This is a genomic window from Qipengyuania oceanensis, assembly GCF_009827535.1.
GTDB classification, from domain to species: Bacteria; Pseudomonadota; Alphaproteobacteria; order Sphingomonadales; family Sphingomonadaceae; genus Qipengyuania_C; species Qipengyuania_C oceanensis.
The window spans coordinates 1129799-1144393 of sequence record NZ_WTYN01000001.1 but is presented as its reverse complement, the minus strand read 5'-3'; the positions used below and the strand labels follow the sequence as shown (position 1 = coordinate 1144393).

Sequence of the window (14595 nt, the reverse complement as noted above, 5' to 3'; positions counted from 1 at the left end):
GCCCCTCGGCTGCGGTAGGGCGAGCGCCATGGACGTTTACCTCCCCATCGCCAACCTGTCGGTGAACGGTCTGCTGATCGTCGCGCTGGGCGGGCTGACGGGGATCCTGTCCGGCCTGTTCGGCGTTGGCGGCGGCTTCCTGACGACGCCGCTGCTGATCTTCTATGGCGTGCCGCCGACGGTTGCTGCGGCCAGCGCCTCGACCCAGGTGACCGGGGCGAGCGTTTCGGGCGTGCTGGCCCATGCGGGCCGCAAGGGTGTCGACTACCGGATGGGCGGCGTGATCGTAGCCGGCGGTATCGTCGGCGCTGGGATCGGTGCGCTACTGTTCCGCTTCTTCCAGTCGATCGGGCAGATCGATACGGTCATCAACATCCTCTATGTGATCATGCTGGGCACGATCGGCACGCTGATGGCAGTCGAGGCGTGGCAGACGATCTCGCGCAGCCGGAAGGACAAGCCGGTGGTGCGCCGCAGGCGGCACCATCCGCTGGTCGCCGCGCTGCCAATGCGGTGGAGGTTCTATGGCTCGGGCCTCTACATCTCGCCGCTCGCACCGCTGATTCTCGGCGTGCTCGTCGGGATGCTGACGATGCTGATGGGCGTCGGTGGCGGGTTCATCCTCGTCCCTGCCATGCTCTACATTCTCGGCATGAGCGCTAACGTCGTTGTCGGCACCTCGCTGTTCAACATCCTGTTCGTGACCATTGCGACCACGATGATGCACGCGCTGACCACGCAGGCGGTCGACATCGTGCTGGTGGCGCTGCTGCTGATCGGCTCGGTCACCGGGGCGCAGGTCGGCACGCAGTTCGCGCTCAAGGTGAAGCCGGAAATCCTGCGCTTGATACTCGCCGCGATCGTCCTCGCGGTCGCCCTGCGCATGCTCTTCGGCCTCGGGTTCCGGCCGGACGAGATATTCACGGTTGCACCGCTGTGAAGGCGCTGTTCGCCCTGTTCGCTGCGCTGTTTCTGATGGCGCAGACCGATCCGATCCTGGTGCCGGAAGTCTCGCAGCACGAGGTCAGGGTGCGCCAGGGGTTCATCGGGACCGAACTGCTGCTGTTCGGCGCGATCCTCGACCCGCGCGGACAGCGCGTCGGCCGCGAGTATGACATCGTGGTGGTGCTCAAGGGCCCTTCCGAGCCGATCCGCGTGCGCGAGAAGGCGCGCGTCGGCGGCATCTGGGTCAATGCGGATTCCAGCGATTTCCGCAGCGCGCCGGCCTATTTCGCGGTCGCATCCTCGCGGCCCATCGACCAGATCGTCGACGAGAAGACCGCCGCCATCTACGAGTTCGGGACCGACTACATCCAGTTGTCCCCGAGCGGGGTCATCGACCCCGAGGAACAGGCGCGTTTCACTGCTGGCCTCGTCGACCTTCGCGAACGGCAGGGACTTTACAAACAGGATATGCGCGGGGTCCAGATCGACGAGAGCGTACTGTACCAGGCCCGGATCGCGCTGCCTTCGAATGTGACGACGGGCATCTACACCGCCGAAACCTTTGCGGTGACGCGGGGCCGCGTGATCGCGTCTGCCGTCGCCGAAGTCGAGGTCAAGAAAGTCGGCTTCGAGCGTTTCGTCGAATACGCCTCGCACCGCTACGCGCTGGTCTACGGGCTGCTGGCGGTCATGCTGTCGGTCGGCACGGGATGGATGGCCGGGCGCCTGTTCGCACTCATCTGAGTGCAAGGCGAAATCCGGCGCCTGCAATCACGCTTACCCGTCGTCGTTGACGCGATCTTAACCGCCCGGTGGTAGCGAGAGCGCGCAATTCAATTGGGGGTGCGTGCGACCATGACCGACATGGGCAGTCAGAATTTCGACCAGTTCCAGCCGGCCGGACCGGCCGATGCGCCGCAGCAACCGGGCGCAACCGCCCGGCCTGCGCCCGCGACCGATCCCGTTTCGGACAATGCCATGCAGCCCATCGGCGTGGTTATCGAGATCGCCGGTTCGGGCTCGCAGATCGCGCTCGATCTGCAGCGCCTCAACGAATGCATGGAAGACGACGATCCTTCGATCGCGCTGGCCGGCCAGGTCGGCAGCCAGGTCAAGATCAGGGTCGGCGACAGCTGGCTGCTGGCAAGCGTTCGCAACCAGCGGCAGGATCGCCGCACGAGCGGCGGCATTCTCGCCAACATCGACTTTCTCGGCGAAGGGCAGGAAGAGAAGCTGACGGGCCGCATTCACGGCTTCCGCCGCGGTGTCACCCGCTACCCGGTCCCCGGCGCCTACATCTATCCGGCAACCACGGCCGACCTGCGACAGATTTACGCCAGCGACGGGCGCGCCAATATCCAGATCGGCAAGGTCTTCCCGACCAAGGACATCCGTGCCGGCCTGTACGTCGACGCCATGCTCGGCAAGCATTTCGCGCTGCTCGGCTCGACCGGTACCGGTAAATCGACCAGCGCCGCGCTGATCCTGCATCGTATCTGCGAAGCCGCGCCCGAGGGTCACATCGTGATGATCGACCCGCACGGCGAGTATTCGGCGGCGTTCAAGCAGACCGGCATGATCCTCGACGTGTCGAACCTGCAGATGCCCTACTGGCTGATGAACTTCGAAGAGCATTGCGAAGTGCTGCTGACGACCAGGGGCGACGATCGCCAGGTCGACGCCGACATTCTCGCCAAGTGCCTGCTCAAGTCGCGCTCTAAGAACCGGCTTGCCGAAACCATGGGCAAGATCACGGTCGATTCGCCCATTCCTTATCTGCTGTCCGACCTCTCGAATGCGATCCAGGACGAGATGGGCAAGCTCGACAAGGCCACCAATTCCGCGCCTTACATGCGGATCAAGACCAAGCTGGAAGAACTTAAGAGCGACCCGCGCTACCAATTCATGTTTTCGGGCATGCTGGTCGGTGATACCATGGCCGAGTTCATCGGCCGGGTGTTCCGCATGCCATCTGACGGCAAGCCGATCTCCATCATCGACGTGTCGGGCGTGCCTTCGGACATCACCTCGACCGTGGTCGCGGTGCTGAGCCGGCTCGTTTTCGACTTCGCGATCTGGGGCCGGGAGGAATCGCAACGCCCGATCCTGCTCGTCTGCGAGGAAGCGCACCGATACGTGCCGAGCGAGAAATTCGCCGATGCATCCTCGGTCGGGCGGATCCTGAGCCGGATCGCCAAGGAAGGCCGTAAATATGGCATCTCGCTGGGCCTCATCACGCAGCGCCCGTCGGACCTTGCCGAAGGCGTGTTGTCGCAGTGCGGCACGATCATCTCGATGCGTCTCAACAACGATCGCGACCAGGCGTTCGTGAAGGCGGCCATGCCCGAAGGCGCGCGCGGCTTCCTCGATTCGATCCCGGCGCTGCGCAACCGCGAGTGCATCATCTGCGGCGAAGGTGTCGCGATCCCGATCCGCGTGAGCTTCGACAATCTGGAGGAAGCGAAACGTCCGGCATCGGAAGACCCCAGCTTCGTCGACCTGTGGAGCAAGTCCGGCGGCGAAGAGGACATGGTCTATCGCACCGTCCAGCGTTGGCGCAGCCAAGGCGGCTGATCTCTGCCGAGGCCTCAGGTTGCTCGCGTGTCGCCGAACAGGTGGATGTGCAGCCGGTCGGACAAGCGCAAGCCATGCTCGACGCAGAGGGGAGCGAGCCATTTCTCCCTGTCGCGCAGGCTTTCGCTGTCGGTGCCTTCGGGCATCAGGAAGGTGCGCGACGCAGGGAAGCGGAAACGCGCCTGTAGCGCCAGGACCTCGTCCAGGTCGGCAGGCTCGGCGATCACGAACTTGAAGAAGGCGCGCGGGTCGGTCGCGTAGAAATCGAGCCGTTCGGGTAGCAGGGCGAGCTCCGCAGGATTGCCGCTGTGCGCCAGCTTGGGGCTGACATTGTACTGATCCACCCGAATGTCGAGCCGCGGGGGAGCGGTGGTCGTCCCATTGGTCTCGATCTCGATGTCCATGTCCGGGAGCAGTTCGACCAGTTCGGCTAGTGCCGGCGCCTGCAGCAAAGGCTCGCCGCCAGTCACGACCAGCCGCTTCTGTCCGAGCGCGAGGATCCTCCCGGCGACGTCGGACACGTTGAGAGTGACCTGGTTGGCCTTGCGATCGTAGGTCTCGTCCGCCCGGTGCGGTCGCTCGTCCCCTTCGAAATGCCAGGTATAGGCCGTGTCGCACCACACGCAGGCAAGGTTGCAGCGCGACAGTCGAACGAAGGTGACCGGCATTCCCGCGCTCGGCCCTTCGCCCTGCACGCTGGCAAAGATTTCCGGCTCGCCCCCGTCAGAGTCGTCTGTCGCGAGGACAAGCTTTGCCATCTTACCCCAGCCGCGCCAGGGCTGACGTCAACCGCTCGACCTCGCTCGCGTGATGCGCGTGGTCGGCACGCGCTTTTTCGACCGCTTCGGGCTTGGCCCGTTCGACGAAATTGGCGTTCGACAAGCGCCCTTCGAGCGACTTCGCTTCCTTTTTCGAGGCTTCGAGCGCCTTTTGCAGGCGGGCTCGCTCGGCATCGATGTCGATCACCCCTTCGAGCGGGATCACGAAAACGTCGCCGCCTGCGGTAATATGCATGGCCGGGCCGGCCGGAGCCTCGCCGACGGTGACCGGTGTCAGCCGTGCGAGCCGCTCGATCGCCGCACTGCTGCGATCGATGGTGCGTGTCGCCAAGTCGGACGGCTGGGCGATGAAGGCAGCGAGCTTCGCGCCCGGCGATATGCCCAGCTCGTTCTTGGCGCTGCGGACATTGCCGGTCAGCTCGATCACCCAGTCGATGGCATCGGTTGCGTCCTTGCTGATGCTCGCCTGCGGCACGGGCCACTTGGCGGTGATCAGCGGATAGTCCGGGCGATCACCCTGCTTGGACCACAGCTCTTCGGTAATGAAGGGCATGAAGGGGTGCAGCATGACGAGGATCTGGTCGAGCGCCCATCCGGCGACCGCGCGGGTTTCCACCGCGGCGGGACTGTCGGCATCTCCGGCAAAGACCGGCTTGATGAGTTCCAGGTACCAGTCGCAGAACCGGTCCCACGTGAAGTGGTAGATCGTGTTCGCCGCGGCATCGAAGCGGAGGTCGGCCATCGCCTCTTCCAGCGCGGTGACGGTCTGGGCGACTTCGCCGATGATCCACTGGTTGGCGGCCAGCTTCGCTTCCGGAGCCGCGATCGTCTCGCTCGCACCGATACCATTGGACTGGCAGAAGCGCGTCGCATTCCACAGCTTGGTGGCGAAATTGCGGTATCCCTCGATCCGCTTCTCATCCATCTTGATGTCGCGGCCCTGGCTTTCCATCGCCGCCATGAAGAACCGCAGCGCGTCCGCGCCATACTGGTCGATCAGGCCGAGGGGGTCGACCACGTTGCCCTTGGACTTGGACATCTTCTGCCCGTCCGCCGCGCGCACCAGGCCGTGGAGATAGAGCTTGTCCCAAGGCTTTTCGCCCATGTTGTAATAGCCCGCCATCATCATCCGCGCGTCCCAGAAGAACAGGATGTCGAAGCCCGAAATGAGCAGGTCGTTGGGATAGTGCTTTTCGACGAGGTCGGTCTTGTCCGGCCAGCCGAGCGTGGCGAAGGGCCACAGGGCGGAGGAGAACCAGGTGTCGAGGACGTCGCTGTCCTGCGTCAGCACGATGCCGTCACCGGCCTGCGCCTGTGCTTCGGCTTCCGTCAGCGCGACGTAAGCCTTTCCGTCCTCGTCATACCACGCCGGGATCCGGTGGCCCCACCAGAGCTGACGCGAGACGCACCACGGCTGGATGTTCTCCATCCAGTTGAAGAAGGTCTTTTCCCAGGTCTTCGGGACGATCTCGATCTCGCCCGATTTCACCGCCTCGATCGGCTTCTTCGCCAGTTCCTCGGCATTCACGTACCATTGGTCGGTGAGCATTGGCTCGATGACCACGCCGCCGCGATCGCCGAACGGTTGCATGATGCGCTTGTCCTCGACACCGATCATCAGACCCTCGGCATCGATGTCGGCGACCACCCGCTTGCGCGCCTCGTACCGGTCGAGCCCGCGATATTCGTCGGGCACGAGATTCATCGCGTCGATTTCGTTGGCGTTGAAGTTGGCACCGGCAGCTATCTCGCGTGCGCGAGCCGATTCCGCGGCATAGGGCGCACCGTCGGCCCGCATGGCTGCGACATCGTCCATCAGGCGATACATCGGAATGCCGTTGCGCTGCGCGACCCCGTAATCGTTCTCGTCGTGCGCGCCGGTGATCTTCACCGCGCCCGAACCGAAGTCGGGATCGGGATATTCGTCGGTGATGATCGGGATGAGACGACGATCGGCCTTGGGACCGACCGGAATCTCGCACATCTTGCCCACGATCGGCGCGTATCGCTCGTCCGAGGGGTGCACCGCGACCGCACCGTCGCCGAGCATGGTCTCGGGCCGGGTCGTGGCGATCGAGATGTAATCCCGCTCTTCCTCGAGCGTCACATTCCCATCGACGTCGCGCTCGATGTAGGTGTAGGTCTCGCCGCCGGCCAGCGGGTACTTGAAGTGCCACATGTGGCCGTTGACCTCGCGGTTCTCGACCTCGAGATCAGAAATCGCGGTCCGCAGTGCGGGGTCCCAGTTCACCAGCCGCTTGTCGCGGTAGATCAGCCCGTCGTTGTAGAGATCGACGAAGACCTTGAGCACGGCCTTCGAAAAATGCTCGTCCATCGTGAACTGCTCGCGGCTCCAGTCCATCGAGCAGCCGAGCCGGCGAAGCTGGCGGGTGATCGTGCCGCCGCTTTCCTCTTTCCATTCCCATACCTTGTCGACGAATTCCTCGCGCGAGTAGTTCGTGCGCTTGTCCTGCCGCTCTTCCAGCTGCCGTTCGACGACCATCTGCGTCGCGATGCCCGCGTGATCCACGCCCACGACCCACAGTGCGTCCTTGCCGCGCAGCCGCTCGTAACGCACGACGACGTCCTGCAGCGTGTTGTCGAGCGCATGGCCGATGTGGAGCGAGCCGGTCACGTTGGGCGGCGGGTTGACCAGCGTGAACGGCTCGGCATCGGGCCGCTCGGGCCGGAACAGGCCGTTCTCCTCCCAGTGGGAATACCAGCGCGCCTCGATCTCGGCGGGGTCGAATGTGGTGGGCAGTTGTGTGCTCATAAGACGATGGCCCATGCCAGCGCCCTTGATGCAGTGCAACAATTGCAACACGGGCCGGAAGCCTAGCGCCTTGTCGCGACGCGTTTTTGCCACCATACGCGAGCGGATATGCAGAGCGGGGCAGGATATGAGGTCGAGGAAGGCGGCGATTCGGGCGCCTGCCTGAAGCTTTTCGGGCCGTATCTCGTCTCGACCATCGGCGAAGTCGATGAAGAACTGCGCGCGCTCGACACGCCGCTCGCGACGATCGACCTCGGCGATGTCACCGAGATCGACACCGTGGGCGCATGGGTCGCCGGCAGGATCGCGCGCCGCAACGATGCCGAAATCGTCAACGCCAGCGAACGCGCTCAGCGGTTGATCACCGCACTGGCCGACAGCGAGAGCAGTCTCGACATGCGTCCTGCAAGGATGCCGTTGCGCCAGCGCGTACCCGAACAGGTCGGCGACATGGTGATGGCCGGGTACGCAGGCTCTCGCCACGTCATCGGGTTCCTCGGCGGAGTCATACTTGCGATTGGCAGCCTGATCCGAAACCCTCGCCGGTTCCGCGTGAAGGCCCTCGTTCACCAGATGGAGCTGGTCGGCGTGTCAGCCTTGCCGATCATCGGTCTGATGAGCTTCCTCATCGGCATCGTGATCGCGCAGCAGGGCGCGGTCCAGCTGCAGCAGTTCGGCGCGGAGACGCTGACGGTCAATCTGGTCGGCCGCATTACCTTGCGCGAACTGGGCGTGCTGATGACCGCGATCATGGTCGCGGGCCGTTCCGGCTCGGCCTTTGCCGCGCAGCTCGGCACGATGAAGCTGACCGAGGAAATCGACGCGATGCGCACGATCGGCATTTCGCCAATGGAGGCGCTGGTCGTCCCGCGCATCCTGGCGGTCACGCTGATGATGATCCTGCTGGGCTTCTATGCCTCGGTCATGGCGATCGTGGGCGGGGCCTTCATCTCCAATTTCGCACTCGGCATTCCGTTCTGGAACTTCCTCGAGCGGATCAAGGACGTGGTGCCGGTCTACGATGTGTGGGTCGGGCTGGTGAAGGCACCGGTATTCGGGCTGATCGTCGGCTTGACCGGCTGTTACCAGGGCATGCAGGTCGAGGGGAATTCGGAAGAAGTCGGCCTCAGGACGACCAAGGCCGTGGTCCAGGCCATCTTCGCGGTCATCGTGCTCGATGCCTTCTTTGCGGTGTTCTTCACCGAGATCGGCTGGGGATGAACGACGAACAGCAGGACAGCACAGCCGGCGAACAGACCGGGAGCCGGGACCGGGCTGCCGGCCAGCACGAGCGTTTCCGCGGCGAATATCCGATCGTGGTCGAAGGGCTGGTCAACAGCTTCGGCGAGCAGACGATCCACGACGGGCTCGATCTGAAGGTGCGCCGCGGGGAAATCCTCGGCGTCGTCGGCGGGTCGGGGACCGGGAAGTCGGTGCTGATGCGCTCCATCATCGGGCTGCAGACGCCGGCGGAAGGCAGCATCGAGGTCTTCGGGCGCTCGATCACCGATGCCGAACCGGACGAGAACCTGGGCGTACGCAACCGCTGGGGCGTGCTCTTCCAGGGCGGCGCGCTGTTCTCGACCCTGACCGTGGGCGAGAACGTGCAGGTTCCGCTCAAGCAGTTCTATCCCGATCTCGACAGCCAGTTGCTGGAAGAGATCGCGCGCTACAAGGTGATGCTCTCGGGGCTGCCGGAAGAAGCGGTCGCCAAGTATCCGAACGAGCTGTCGGGCGGGATGCGCAAGCGCGCCGGCCTGGCGCGCGCCCTGTCGCTCGATCCCGAGCTGCTGTTCCTCGACGAACCGACCGCCGGGCTCGACCCGATCGGCGCGTCAAAGTTCGACAAGCTCACGCTGGAGCTCAAGCGGACGCTCGGCCTGACGGTGTTTCTCATCACCCACGACCTCGATACGCTGCATGAAATCTGCGACCGGGTGGCCGTGATCGCCGACAAGAAGGTGATCGCAATCGACACCGTGCCCAAGCTCATGGAACTCGACCATCCGTGGATCCAGGAGTACTTCAACGGGCCGCGCGGAAGGGCCGCGCTGACCGCCCAGGCGCTCGACGAATTGCGCCGCCACATGGAAATGCCGATCGCGGCGCAGACGGTCAAAGCGTTGGACAAGACGCCGCCGAAGAGTTCATAGGACCAACCGCATGGAAACACGCGCCAATCATGTCTGGGTCGGGGCCGTCACGCTGGGCTTGCTGGCCGCGTTGGCCCTCGCGATCGTATGGATTGCGGGCTGGGGGAAGGGCGCGCAGAACGAATACGACGTGTTCTTCAAGCAGTCGGTCGAGGGGCTGGCCAAGGGCTCGCAGGTCTCTTTCGCAGGCGTCCCGGTAGGGCAGGTCAGCGAAATCCGCCTGTGGGACAAGGACCCCGAGTTCGTCCGTGTGCGCATGAAGATCGACGACGAGGTGCCGATCCTCGTGGGCACGACCGCGACCATCCAAGGCAGCTTTACGGGAGTCTCGACGATCCTGCTCGACGGCGCACGCAACGGCGCCGAACCGATTACCTGCGATTCGACCGCGTGCCCCGAAGGCGTGCCGGTCATTCCGCCGAAGCCGGGTGGCCTTGGCGCACTGCTGGCCAATGCTCCGCTGCTCCTCGAACGCCTCGCGACCTTGACCGAGCGGCTGACGGAGATGCTGTCCGATCGCAACCAGGGCGAGATCGCCGGCATCCTTGCAAATACCAACCAGATGACCGCGTCGCTGGCTGATGCCGCGCCGCAGATCGAGCGCACGATGAGCGAGCTGCAGGTGACCCTGCGCGAGGCATCCGAGGCGCTCGACCAGTTCGAGAAGGTGACCGCTTCCACCGATCGCATCCTCAACAAGGAGGGCGAGGCGCTGGCCGACCAGCTGCGCGTCACGCTCAAGCAGGCAGGCGGCGCGGCCCAGCAGCTCGAGCAGACGCTCGCCGAGGCACGGCCGGCCACCAAGCAGCTGACCGAGAGCACGCTGCCTGCGGTCGAAGCGACGATGCGCGACCTCAGGGCGACCAGCAAGGCGCTGCGCGACGTGACCGAAAAGGTCGACGATAAGGGTGCAGGAGCGCTGCTTTCCAAGCAGCCGCTGCCCGATTACGAGCCATAGGGCAGAGGATAGCTTGGCCATGAACCGCAACCGGCACATTCCCCGTACAGCCGCGATTCTCGCTCCGGCCCTGCTGCTCGGCGCCTGCGTGAGCTTCGGCGGCGAACCGCCCGAAAGCCTGCTTACCCTGACCCCGACCGCCGTGGCCCCTGCAGGGACCAGCGCATCCGGGTCTCAGGCTACGGCGCTTTCGCTGACCGAGTTCGAAGCCTCCTCGGCGATCGACGTCACGCGAGTGCCGGTGCAGGTCTCCGACACCGAACTCGCCTATCTCAAGGATGCGGTCTGGGTCGAGAAGCCCGCCCGCCTGTTCCGCCGCCTGATCGCAGAGACCGTGCGAGCGAAGTCGGGCAGGGTTGTGATCGATGGCGACGATCCGGGCGTGCTGGCGACCAACCGGCTGACCGGCACCGTTCGACAGTTCGGCTATGACGTGCCCACCTCGTCGGTGGTGGTGGTGTTCGACGCCGTGCGCAGCCTGGAAGGCAGCGCGGTGCAGACGCGCCGCTTCGAAGCCCGTGTTCCGGGCATCGCCGCCGACACCGCTTCGGTTGGTCCGGCTCTCAACCAGGCGGCCAACCAGGTCGCTTCGGAAGTCGCCGACTGGGTCGGCTGATCGCGCTTAGTCGCGCGTCAGTGCCAGCATCGTGAAGACCTGCGCGGCGCTGAAATCCTCGGCCCGCTTGTCGCGAACGGCCTGCGCTTCGGGATCGTTGCCCCAGTGCTCGGCTTGCCAGTCTTCTTCCAGATTGGCGTCGCGCCAAAGCAGCATCGGATCGTTGATCGCCTCGTCGTTGGCGAGCAGCGCGATCGCCAGCGAGGCGGAGAGAGAAGCCATCGCACTCAGCCCGGCAAGGTGGAAATCGTCGAGCGTTGCCAGGTGCGATTGCAGGGTCGCGATCGTATCGTCAGGCTGGGGACGATGCATCACGCCGCTGATCCGCTGGTACCGGATCGCGTGTTTGGCTTCGAGATGTTCGAGCAGGGGTTCCCACCGGTCGAGCTGCTCGCGGTAGAGGGCATCCTCGGGGTCCGCCCGATAACATAGCGTGTCGGTCTGCGCGAAGGAGAGCAGCTTCGCGATCGCTGCTTCGCGATCCGGCCTCACAACGTCGATCGCGAAATCGGCATGGTCGCGGAACAGGAACGCCTTCGGATCGATTCTGTCGCCCTGGTCTGCCCATTCCTGCTGCATCACGCCCGCGAGGATGGACGTGGGCACGACCTGCGGGTTGCCCATCTGCGTCCGGATCGGTCTGCCATCGAGCGTTATGTGCCATCCATCCGCGACCTTTTCGACCGCGACGTCCTTGTAGAACCGCTTCATGCCTTGGGGCTCCGCCAGCGCCTCGCGAGATATTTTGGCAGGAAGAAGAACCCGGCAAGACCGACGAGGATCAGCGCGATGCCGAGCGCCGGTGAATCGCCGATCCTGCCCGACACCATCGGCATTCCGAACACGACACACAGGGCGCCCGCCAGCCTTGCCAGGGTGATGATCGCAAAGCGACTGGCTGCCGGGTCTTTCTCTGGCCCGCTCATCGCAGTGCTTCCCCGAGATCGGCCGGTGTCGCACACACGCGGTCGGCGCCTGCCTCGATCAATTCTCCGTGCTCGTGGTAGCCCCAGGCGACGCCCAGGGCGCGCACGCCCGCATTGACGGCCATGGCCATGTCGAAACTGGTGTCTCCGATCATCACGCTGTCCTGCGCGCTCGCGCCTGCTTCGAACAGGGCCGCCTCGAGCATGGCTGGATGCGGCTTCGACGGGTGGCGGTCCGCTGTCTGGAGCGAGACGAAGAGATCGCGGATGCCGTGGGTTTCGAGGCAGGAGATCAGGCCGCGATCGGACTTGCCGGTTGCCACGGCGAGCTGCCAGCCGTCGGCACGCAGCGCGCGCAGCAGGCTCTCGATCCCTTCGTAGAGCGGCTCGCGCAAGTCGCCGTCCAGCCGGCGTGAACGGAATGCCGACTTGTAGGCATCGACCACATCGCCGGCCTGCCTGTCGGAAATATCGGGCGCGAGCTTGCGGACGGCGACCGGCAGGCTCAGCCCGACCATGCGGCGCGTGGCGTTGCGATCGGGCGGGGCCAGCGCGGCGGCGGCGAAAGCGCGATCCATCGCGTCGCAGACCTCGGCCTGCCCGTCGACCAGCGTGCCGTCGCAATCAAATACTGCGAGCCGGGTCATGCCGGGCCGTCCCGCATGGCTGCGGCAAGCGCCGTGTTGCCCGCCCCTTCGTGGCCCCGTGCGATGACGCCGCGTTCCTCGGCGGATTTCTTCTGCGACAGCTTGAAGGTCTCTCGCCAGTCGGTAATCGCCAGTTCGAAGCCGGTGATCGCCCGGAACTGGCTCTCCCAGAGTTTCTCGCTCGCTTCCGCGGCATGCCACCGGTCGTCGCCGAGGCGCGTTTCCTCGCGTTCGATCAGCCGGTGCAGGAACGCTTCGAGCTCGTCATCGGCTAGTGTCCGGACCTCGCCTTCCAGTTCCAGCGTAGCGTAGTCCCATGTCGGAACGGTGTCCCGCACCGCGTACCAGCGCGGACTCACGTAGCCGTGCGGCCCGTCGACAACGGCCAGCGCGGCAGTTCCGGCTATCTGGTTGCACAGGGCGTTGCGGTCGGAGAGATGGAACTGCAGTCGCTCCTCGCCCGCCCAGACCAGCGGAGTGTGCGCCACGCGCGGCCCGTCCGGCGTCATCGCAAAAATCTTTCCGAAGCCGATCCTCTCGACGAATTTGCGCAGCTTCGCGCGATCATCGATGCGGAACACCGGATTGGGATGCATCAGCGCTTCTTCCCGCCCGGTTTCCTGGTCGGTCCCGTCTTCCCGGCCATGGGCTTCTTCGGCGCGGCCTTCTTCGCCTCGCCGCGTCCGCGCCGCGAAGGCTTTGCCTTGCGCGCCTGCTTGGCGTGCTGGCGCGCGGCCTGCTTCTTTTCCGCCTTGGTCTTTTCGGGCGGACCGTCGCCCTTCAGCGGCTCGGCATCGCTCAACGCCAGGTCGAATCCGAGTTGCTCCATGCTGCCCGCGAAATGCTCGGGCAGTTCGGCAGTCGCGTCGATCTTGCCGTCGATTCCAGAACCTGCCGGCGCGTCGATGATGAGCCGGCGCGCGTGGAGGTGCATCTTGCGGCTGATGCTTCCGGTGAGGAAGGCATCCTGGCCGCCATACTTCCCATCGCCGACGATCGGGTGGCCGATCGCCTCGCAGTGGACGCGCAGCTGGTGCGTGCGTCCGGTCAGCGGCTCGAGCTCGAGCCACGCGGTCTTCTGCCCCGCCTTGTCGACCACGCGGTAGCGGGTCACGGCGCGCTGGCCGTTCTCCATGTCGACATGCATCTTCTCGCCGCCGGTCCCCGGCTGCTTGGCGAGTGGGGCATCGATCGTGCCCTCCTTGACGTCCGGCACCCCGACGACCAGCGCCCAGTAGACCTTGCGGGCACTGCGCCCGGCGAAACGCTTCGAGAAGAACGCCGCGCTGCCCGCGGTTTTCGCCACCAACAGCACGCCACTGGTATCCTTGTCGAGGCGGTGAACGAGACGCGGGCGCGGGTCGTCCTCCCCTTCGACGAACGCATCGAGCAGCCCGTCGACGTGGCGGGTCGTCTTGGTTCCACCCTGAGTGGCAAGGCCCGGCGGCTTGTTGAGCACGATCGCCGCCTTGTTCTCGAGGATCACCATGTCGCGCGCTTCGGAGATTTCCTCCTCGCTCAGCTCGCGCTTCGGCTTTGTCTTCCTGTGAGGCGCATCGCCGCCGGGCGGTACCCGCAGCACCTGTCCTTTAGCCAGCCGGTCTTCCGGCTTCGCGCGCGCGCCATCCACGCGGACCTGGCCGGTGCGCGCCCATTTGGACACGGTGCCGAACGGCACTTCGGGCAGATGGCGCTTGAACCAGCGATCGAGCCGGATGCCGTCGTCATCCTCCGCCACGGTGAACTGGCGGACCTGAGTTGCTGCCTTGGCCTCCATCACGCGAGCCTCATGGCGATGAGACCGACGTAAAGCGCGGTCAGGCCGGCGAGTATCGAGACGGCGGCATAGGTGATCGCCGTTGTCGGCTGGCCGCGCTCCACCAGCAGCATCATCTCGAGGCTGAAGGCGCTGAAAGTCGTGAAGCCGCCCAGCAGGCCGACACCCACGAACAAGCGGAACTGCTCTCCCTGGCCGACGTCGTGCTTCGCCAGCCAGCCGAACAGCAGGCCCATCGCAAGGCTTCCGATCACGTTTACGGCGAGCGTCGCATAGGGAAAGCTGCTGACCGCCTGCGGCCCGAGCCAGTGCGTCAGCCCGCGGCCGAGCTGGTAGCGCAGCAGCGCGCCGATCGCGCCGCCGAGCGCGACGTGCATGCTCGCGAAAAAGGGTGAGAGTGTTGCCATGGGGCCGCTCTTAGGCGCTCGACTGGCTCGTGGAAACCCG

General features: G+C 65.1%; 15 protein-coding genes. 7 read left to right on the top strand and 8 right to left on the bottom strand.

Annotated elements, in window-relative coordinates; translation table 11 throughout:
* The first annotated feature begins 28 nt into the window (after positions 1 to 28).
* The 3 genes from GRI48_RS05530 to GRI48_RS05520 all read left to right on the top strand — a co-directional run bounded on the left by GRI48_RS05530 (position 29) and on the right by GRI48_RS05520 (position 3519).
* Entirely contained in the window at positions 29 to 940 is a 912-nt protein-coding gene (locus GRI48_RS05530; RefSeq protein WP_160672567.1) for a sulfite exporter TauE/SafE family protein, read from the top strand.
* 35 nt (positions 941 to 975) lie between these two features.
* A complete protein-coding gene (locus GRI48_RS05525; RefSeq protein WP_160675423.1) occupies positions 976 to 1689 on the top strand; it encodes a TIGR02186 family protein in 714 nt (237 codons plus the stop codon).
* A gap of 111 nt (positions 1690 to 1800) precedes the next feature.
* The gene (locus GRI48_RS05520) at positions 1801 to 3519 is read left to right on the top strand and encodes an ATP-binding protein (RefSeq protein ID WP_160672564.1); all 1719 of its coding nucleotides are present in this window, start codon (positions 1801 to 1803) and stop codon (positions 3517 to 3519) included.
* 14 nt (positions 3520 to 3533) lie between these two features.
* On the opposite strand, the gene GRI48_RS05515 is transcribed toward GRI48_RS05520, so the two are convergent.
* Both GRI48_RS05515 and GRI48_RS05510 read right to left on the bottom strand, forming a co-directional pair.
* Positions 3534 to 4277 (bottom strand): 7-carboxy-7-deazaguanine synthase QueE, encoded by a 744-nt coding sequence (locus tag GRI48_RS05515; protein WP_160672561.1) that lies wholly within the window; start codon positions 4275 to 4277, stop codon positions 3534 to 3536.
* Position 4278: 1 nt separating this feature from the next.
* A complete protein-coding gene (locus tag GRI48_RS05510; protein WP_419956946.1) occupies positions 4279 to 7086 on the bottom strand; it encodes a valine--tRNA ligase in 2808 nt (935 codons plus the stop codon).
* Between the two features lie 93 nt (positions 7087 to 7179).
* Here GRI48_RS05510 and GRI48_RS05505 point away from each other — a divergent pair, with 93 nt between their 5' ends.
* The 4 genes from GRI48_RS05505 to GRI48_RS05490 are packed head-to-tail and all read left to right on the top strand — an operon-like array spanning position 7180 to position 10798.
* Positions 7180 to 8292 (top strand): ABC transporter permease, encoded by a 1113-nt coding sequence (locus tag GRI48_RS05505; protein ID WP_160672555.1) that lies wholly within the window; start codon positions 7180 to 7182, stop codon positions 8290 to 8292.
* Entirely contained in the window at positions 8289 to 9224 is a 936-nt protein-coding gene (locus tag GRI48_RS05500) for an ABC transporter ATP-binding protein (protein WP_160672552.1), read from the top strand. The genes GRI48_RS05505 and GRI48_RS05500 overlap by 4 nt, the downstream gene beginning before the upstream one ends.
* A gap of 10 nt (positions 9225 to 9234) precedes the next feature.
* The gene (locus tag GRI48_RS05495) at positions 9235 to 10182 is read left to right on the top strand and encodes an MlaD family protein (protein WP_160672549.1); all 948 of its coding nucleotides are present in this window, start codon (positions 9235 to 9237) and stop codon (positions 10180 to 10182) included.
* A gap of 19 nt (positions 10183 to 10201) precedes the next feature.
* On the top strand, positions 10202 to 10798 hold the full coding sequence (locus GRI48_RS05490; protein ID WP_160672546.1) for an ABC-type transport auxiliary lipoprotein family protein: 597 nt from the start codon (positions 10202 to 10204) through the stop codon (positions 10796 to 10798).
* Positions 10799 to 10804: 6 nt separating this feature from the next.
* Here GRI48_RS05490 and GRI48_RS05485 read toward each other — a convergent pair whose 3' ends face one another.
* Genes GRI48_RS05485 through crcB form a run of 6 tightly spaced genes read right to left on the bottom strand, consistent with a single transcriptional unit; the run spans position 10805 to position 14555 of the window.
* Positions 10805 to 11509 (bottom strand): ATP12 family chaperone protein, encoded by a 705-nt coding sequence (locus GRI48_RS05485; RefSeq protein ID WP_160672543.1) that lies wholly within the window; start codon positions 11507 to 11509, stop codon positions 10805 to 10807.
* Positions 11506 to 11724, bottom strand: coding sequence for a hypothetical protein (locus GRI48_RS05480; protein ID WP_160672540.1), 219 nt, complete (start codon positions 11722 to 11724; stop codon positions 11506 to 11508). Before GRI48_RS05480 ends, GRI48_RS05485 begins: the two co-directional genes overlap by 4 nt.
* A complete protein-coding gene (locus GRI48_RS05475) occupies positions 11721 to 12371 on the bottom strand; it encodes an HAD-IA family hydrolase (RefSeq protein WP_160672537.1) in 651 nt (216 codons plus the stop codon). The genes GRI48_RS05480 and GRI48_RS05475 overlap by 4 nt, the downstream gene beginning before the upstream one ends.
* Complete coding sequence (locus GRI48_RS05470) at positions 12368 to 12967, bottom strand: FMN-binding negative transcriptional regulator (RefSeq protein WP_160672533.1); 600 nt, start codon at positions 12965 to 12967, stop codon at positions 12368 to 12370. Before GRI48_RS05470 ends, GRI48_RS05475 begins: the two co-directional genes overlap by 4 nt.
* The gene (locus GRI48_RS05465) at positions 12967 to 14148 is read right to left on the bottom strand and encodes an RluA family pseudouridine synthase (protein ID WP_160672530.1); all 1182 of its coding nucleotides are present in this window, start codon (positions 14146 to 14148) and stop codon (positions 12967 to 12969) included. Before GRI48_RS05465 ends, GRI48_RS05470 begins: the two co-directional genes overlap by 1 nt.
* Complete coding sequence (gene crcB, locus GRI48_RS05460) at positions 14148 to 14555, bottom strand: fluoride efflux transporter CrcB (RefSeq protein ID WP_160672527.1); 408 nt, start codon at positions 14553 to 14555, stop codon at positions 14148 to 14150. Before crcB ends, GRI48_RS05465 begins: the two co-directional genes overlap by 1 nt.
* Between the last annotated feature and the right edge of the window lie 40 nt (positions 14556 to 14595).

Coding starts and splice junctions, on each gene's coding strand:
- GRI48_RS05530 (WP_160672567.1), top strand. CDS start 29: ATGGACGTTTACCTCCCCATCGCCAACCTGTCGGTGAACGGTCTGCTG.
- GRI48_RS05525 (WP_160675423.1), top strand. CDS start 976: ATGGCGCAGACCGATCCGATCCTGGTGCCGGAAGTCTCGCAGCACGAG.
- GRI48_RS05520 (WP_160672564.1), top strand. CDS start 1,801: ATGACCGACATGGGCAGTCAGAATTTCGACCAGTTCCAGCCGGCCGGA.
- GRI48_RS05515 (WP_160672561.1), bottom strand. CDS start 4,277: ATGGCAAAGCTTGTCCTCGCGACAGACGACTCTGACGGGGGCGAGCCG.
- GRI48_RS05510 (WP_419956946.1), bottom strand. CDS start 7,086: ATGGGCCATCGTCTTATGAGCACACAACTGCCCACCACATTCGACCCC.
- GRI48_RS05505 (WP_160672555.1), top strand. CDS start 7,180: ATGCAGAGCGGGGCAGGATATGAGGTCGAGGAAGGCGGCGATTCGGGC.
- GRI48_RS05500 (WP_160672552.1), top strand. CDS start 8,289: ATGAACGACGAACAGCAGGACAGCACAGCCGGCGAACAGACCGGGAGC.
- GRI48_RS05495 (WP_160672549.1), top strand. CDS start 9,235: ATGGAAACACGCGCCAATCATGTCTGGGTCGGGGCCGTCACGCTGGGC.
- GRI48_RS05490 (WP_160672546.1), top strand. CDS start 10,202: ATGAACCGCAACCGGCACATTCCCCGTACAGCCGCGATTCTCGCTCCG.
- GRI48_RS05485 (WP_160672543.1), bottom strand. CDS start 11,509: ATGAAGCGGTTCTACAAGGACGTCGCGGTCGAAAAGGTCGCGGATGGA.
- GRI48_RS05480 (WP_160672540.1), bottom strand. CDS start 11,724: ATGAGCGGGCCAGAGAAAGACCCGGCAGCCAGTCGCTTTGCGATCATC.
- GRI48_RS05475 (WP_160672537.1), bottom strand. CDS start 12,371: ATGACCCGGCTCGCAGTATTTGATTGCGACGGCACGCTGGTCGACGGG.
- GRI48_RS05470 (WP_160672533.1), bottom strand. CDS start 12,967: ATGCATCCCAATCCGGTGTTCCGCATCGATGATCGCGCGAAGCTGCGC.
- GRI48_RS05465 (WP_160672530.1), bottom strand. CDS start 14,148: ATGGAGGCCAAGGCAGCAACTCAGGTCCGCCAGTTCACCGTGGCGGAG.
- crcB (WP_160672527.1), bottom strand. CDS start 14,555: ATGGCAACACTCTCACCCTTTTTCGCGAGCATGCACGTCGCGCTCGGC.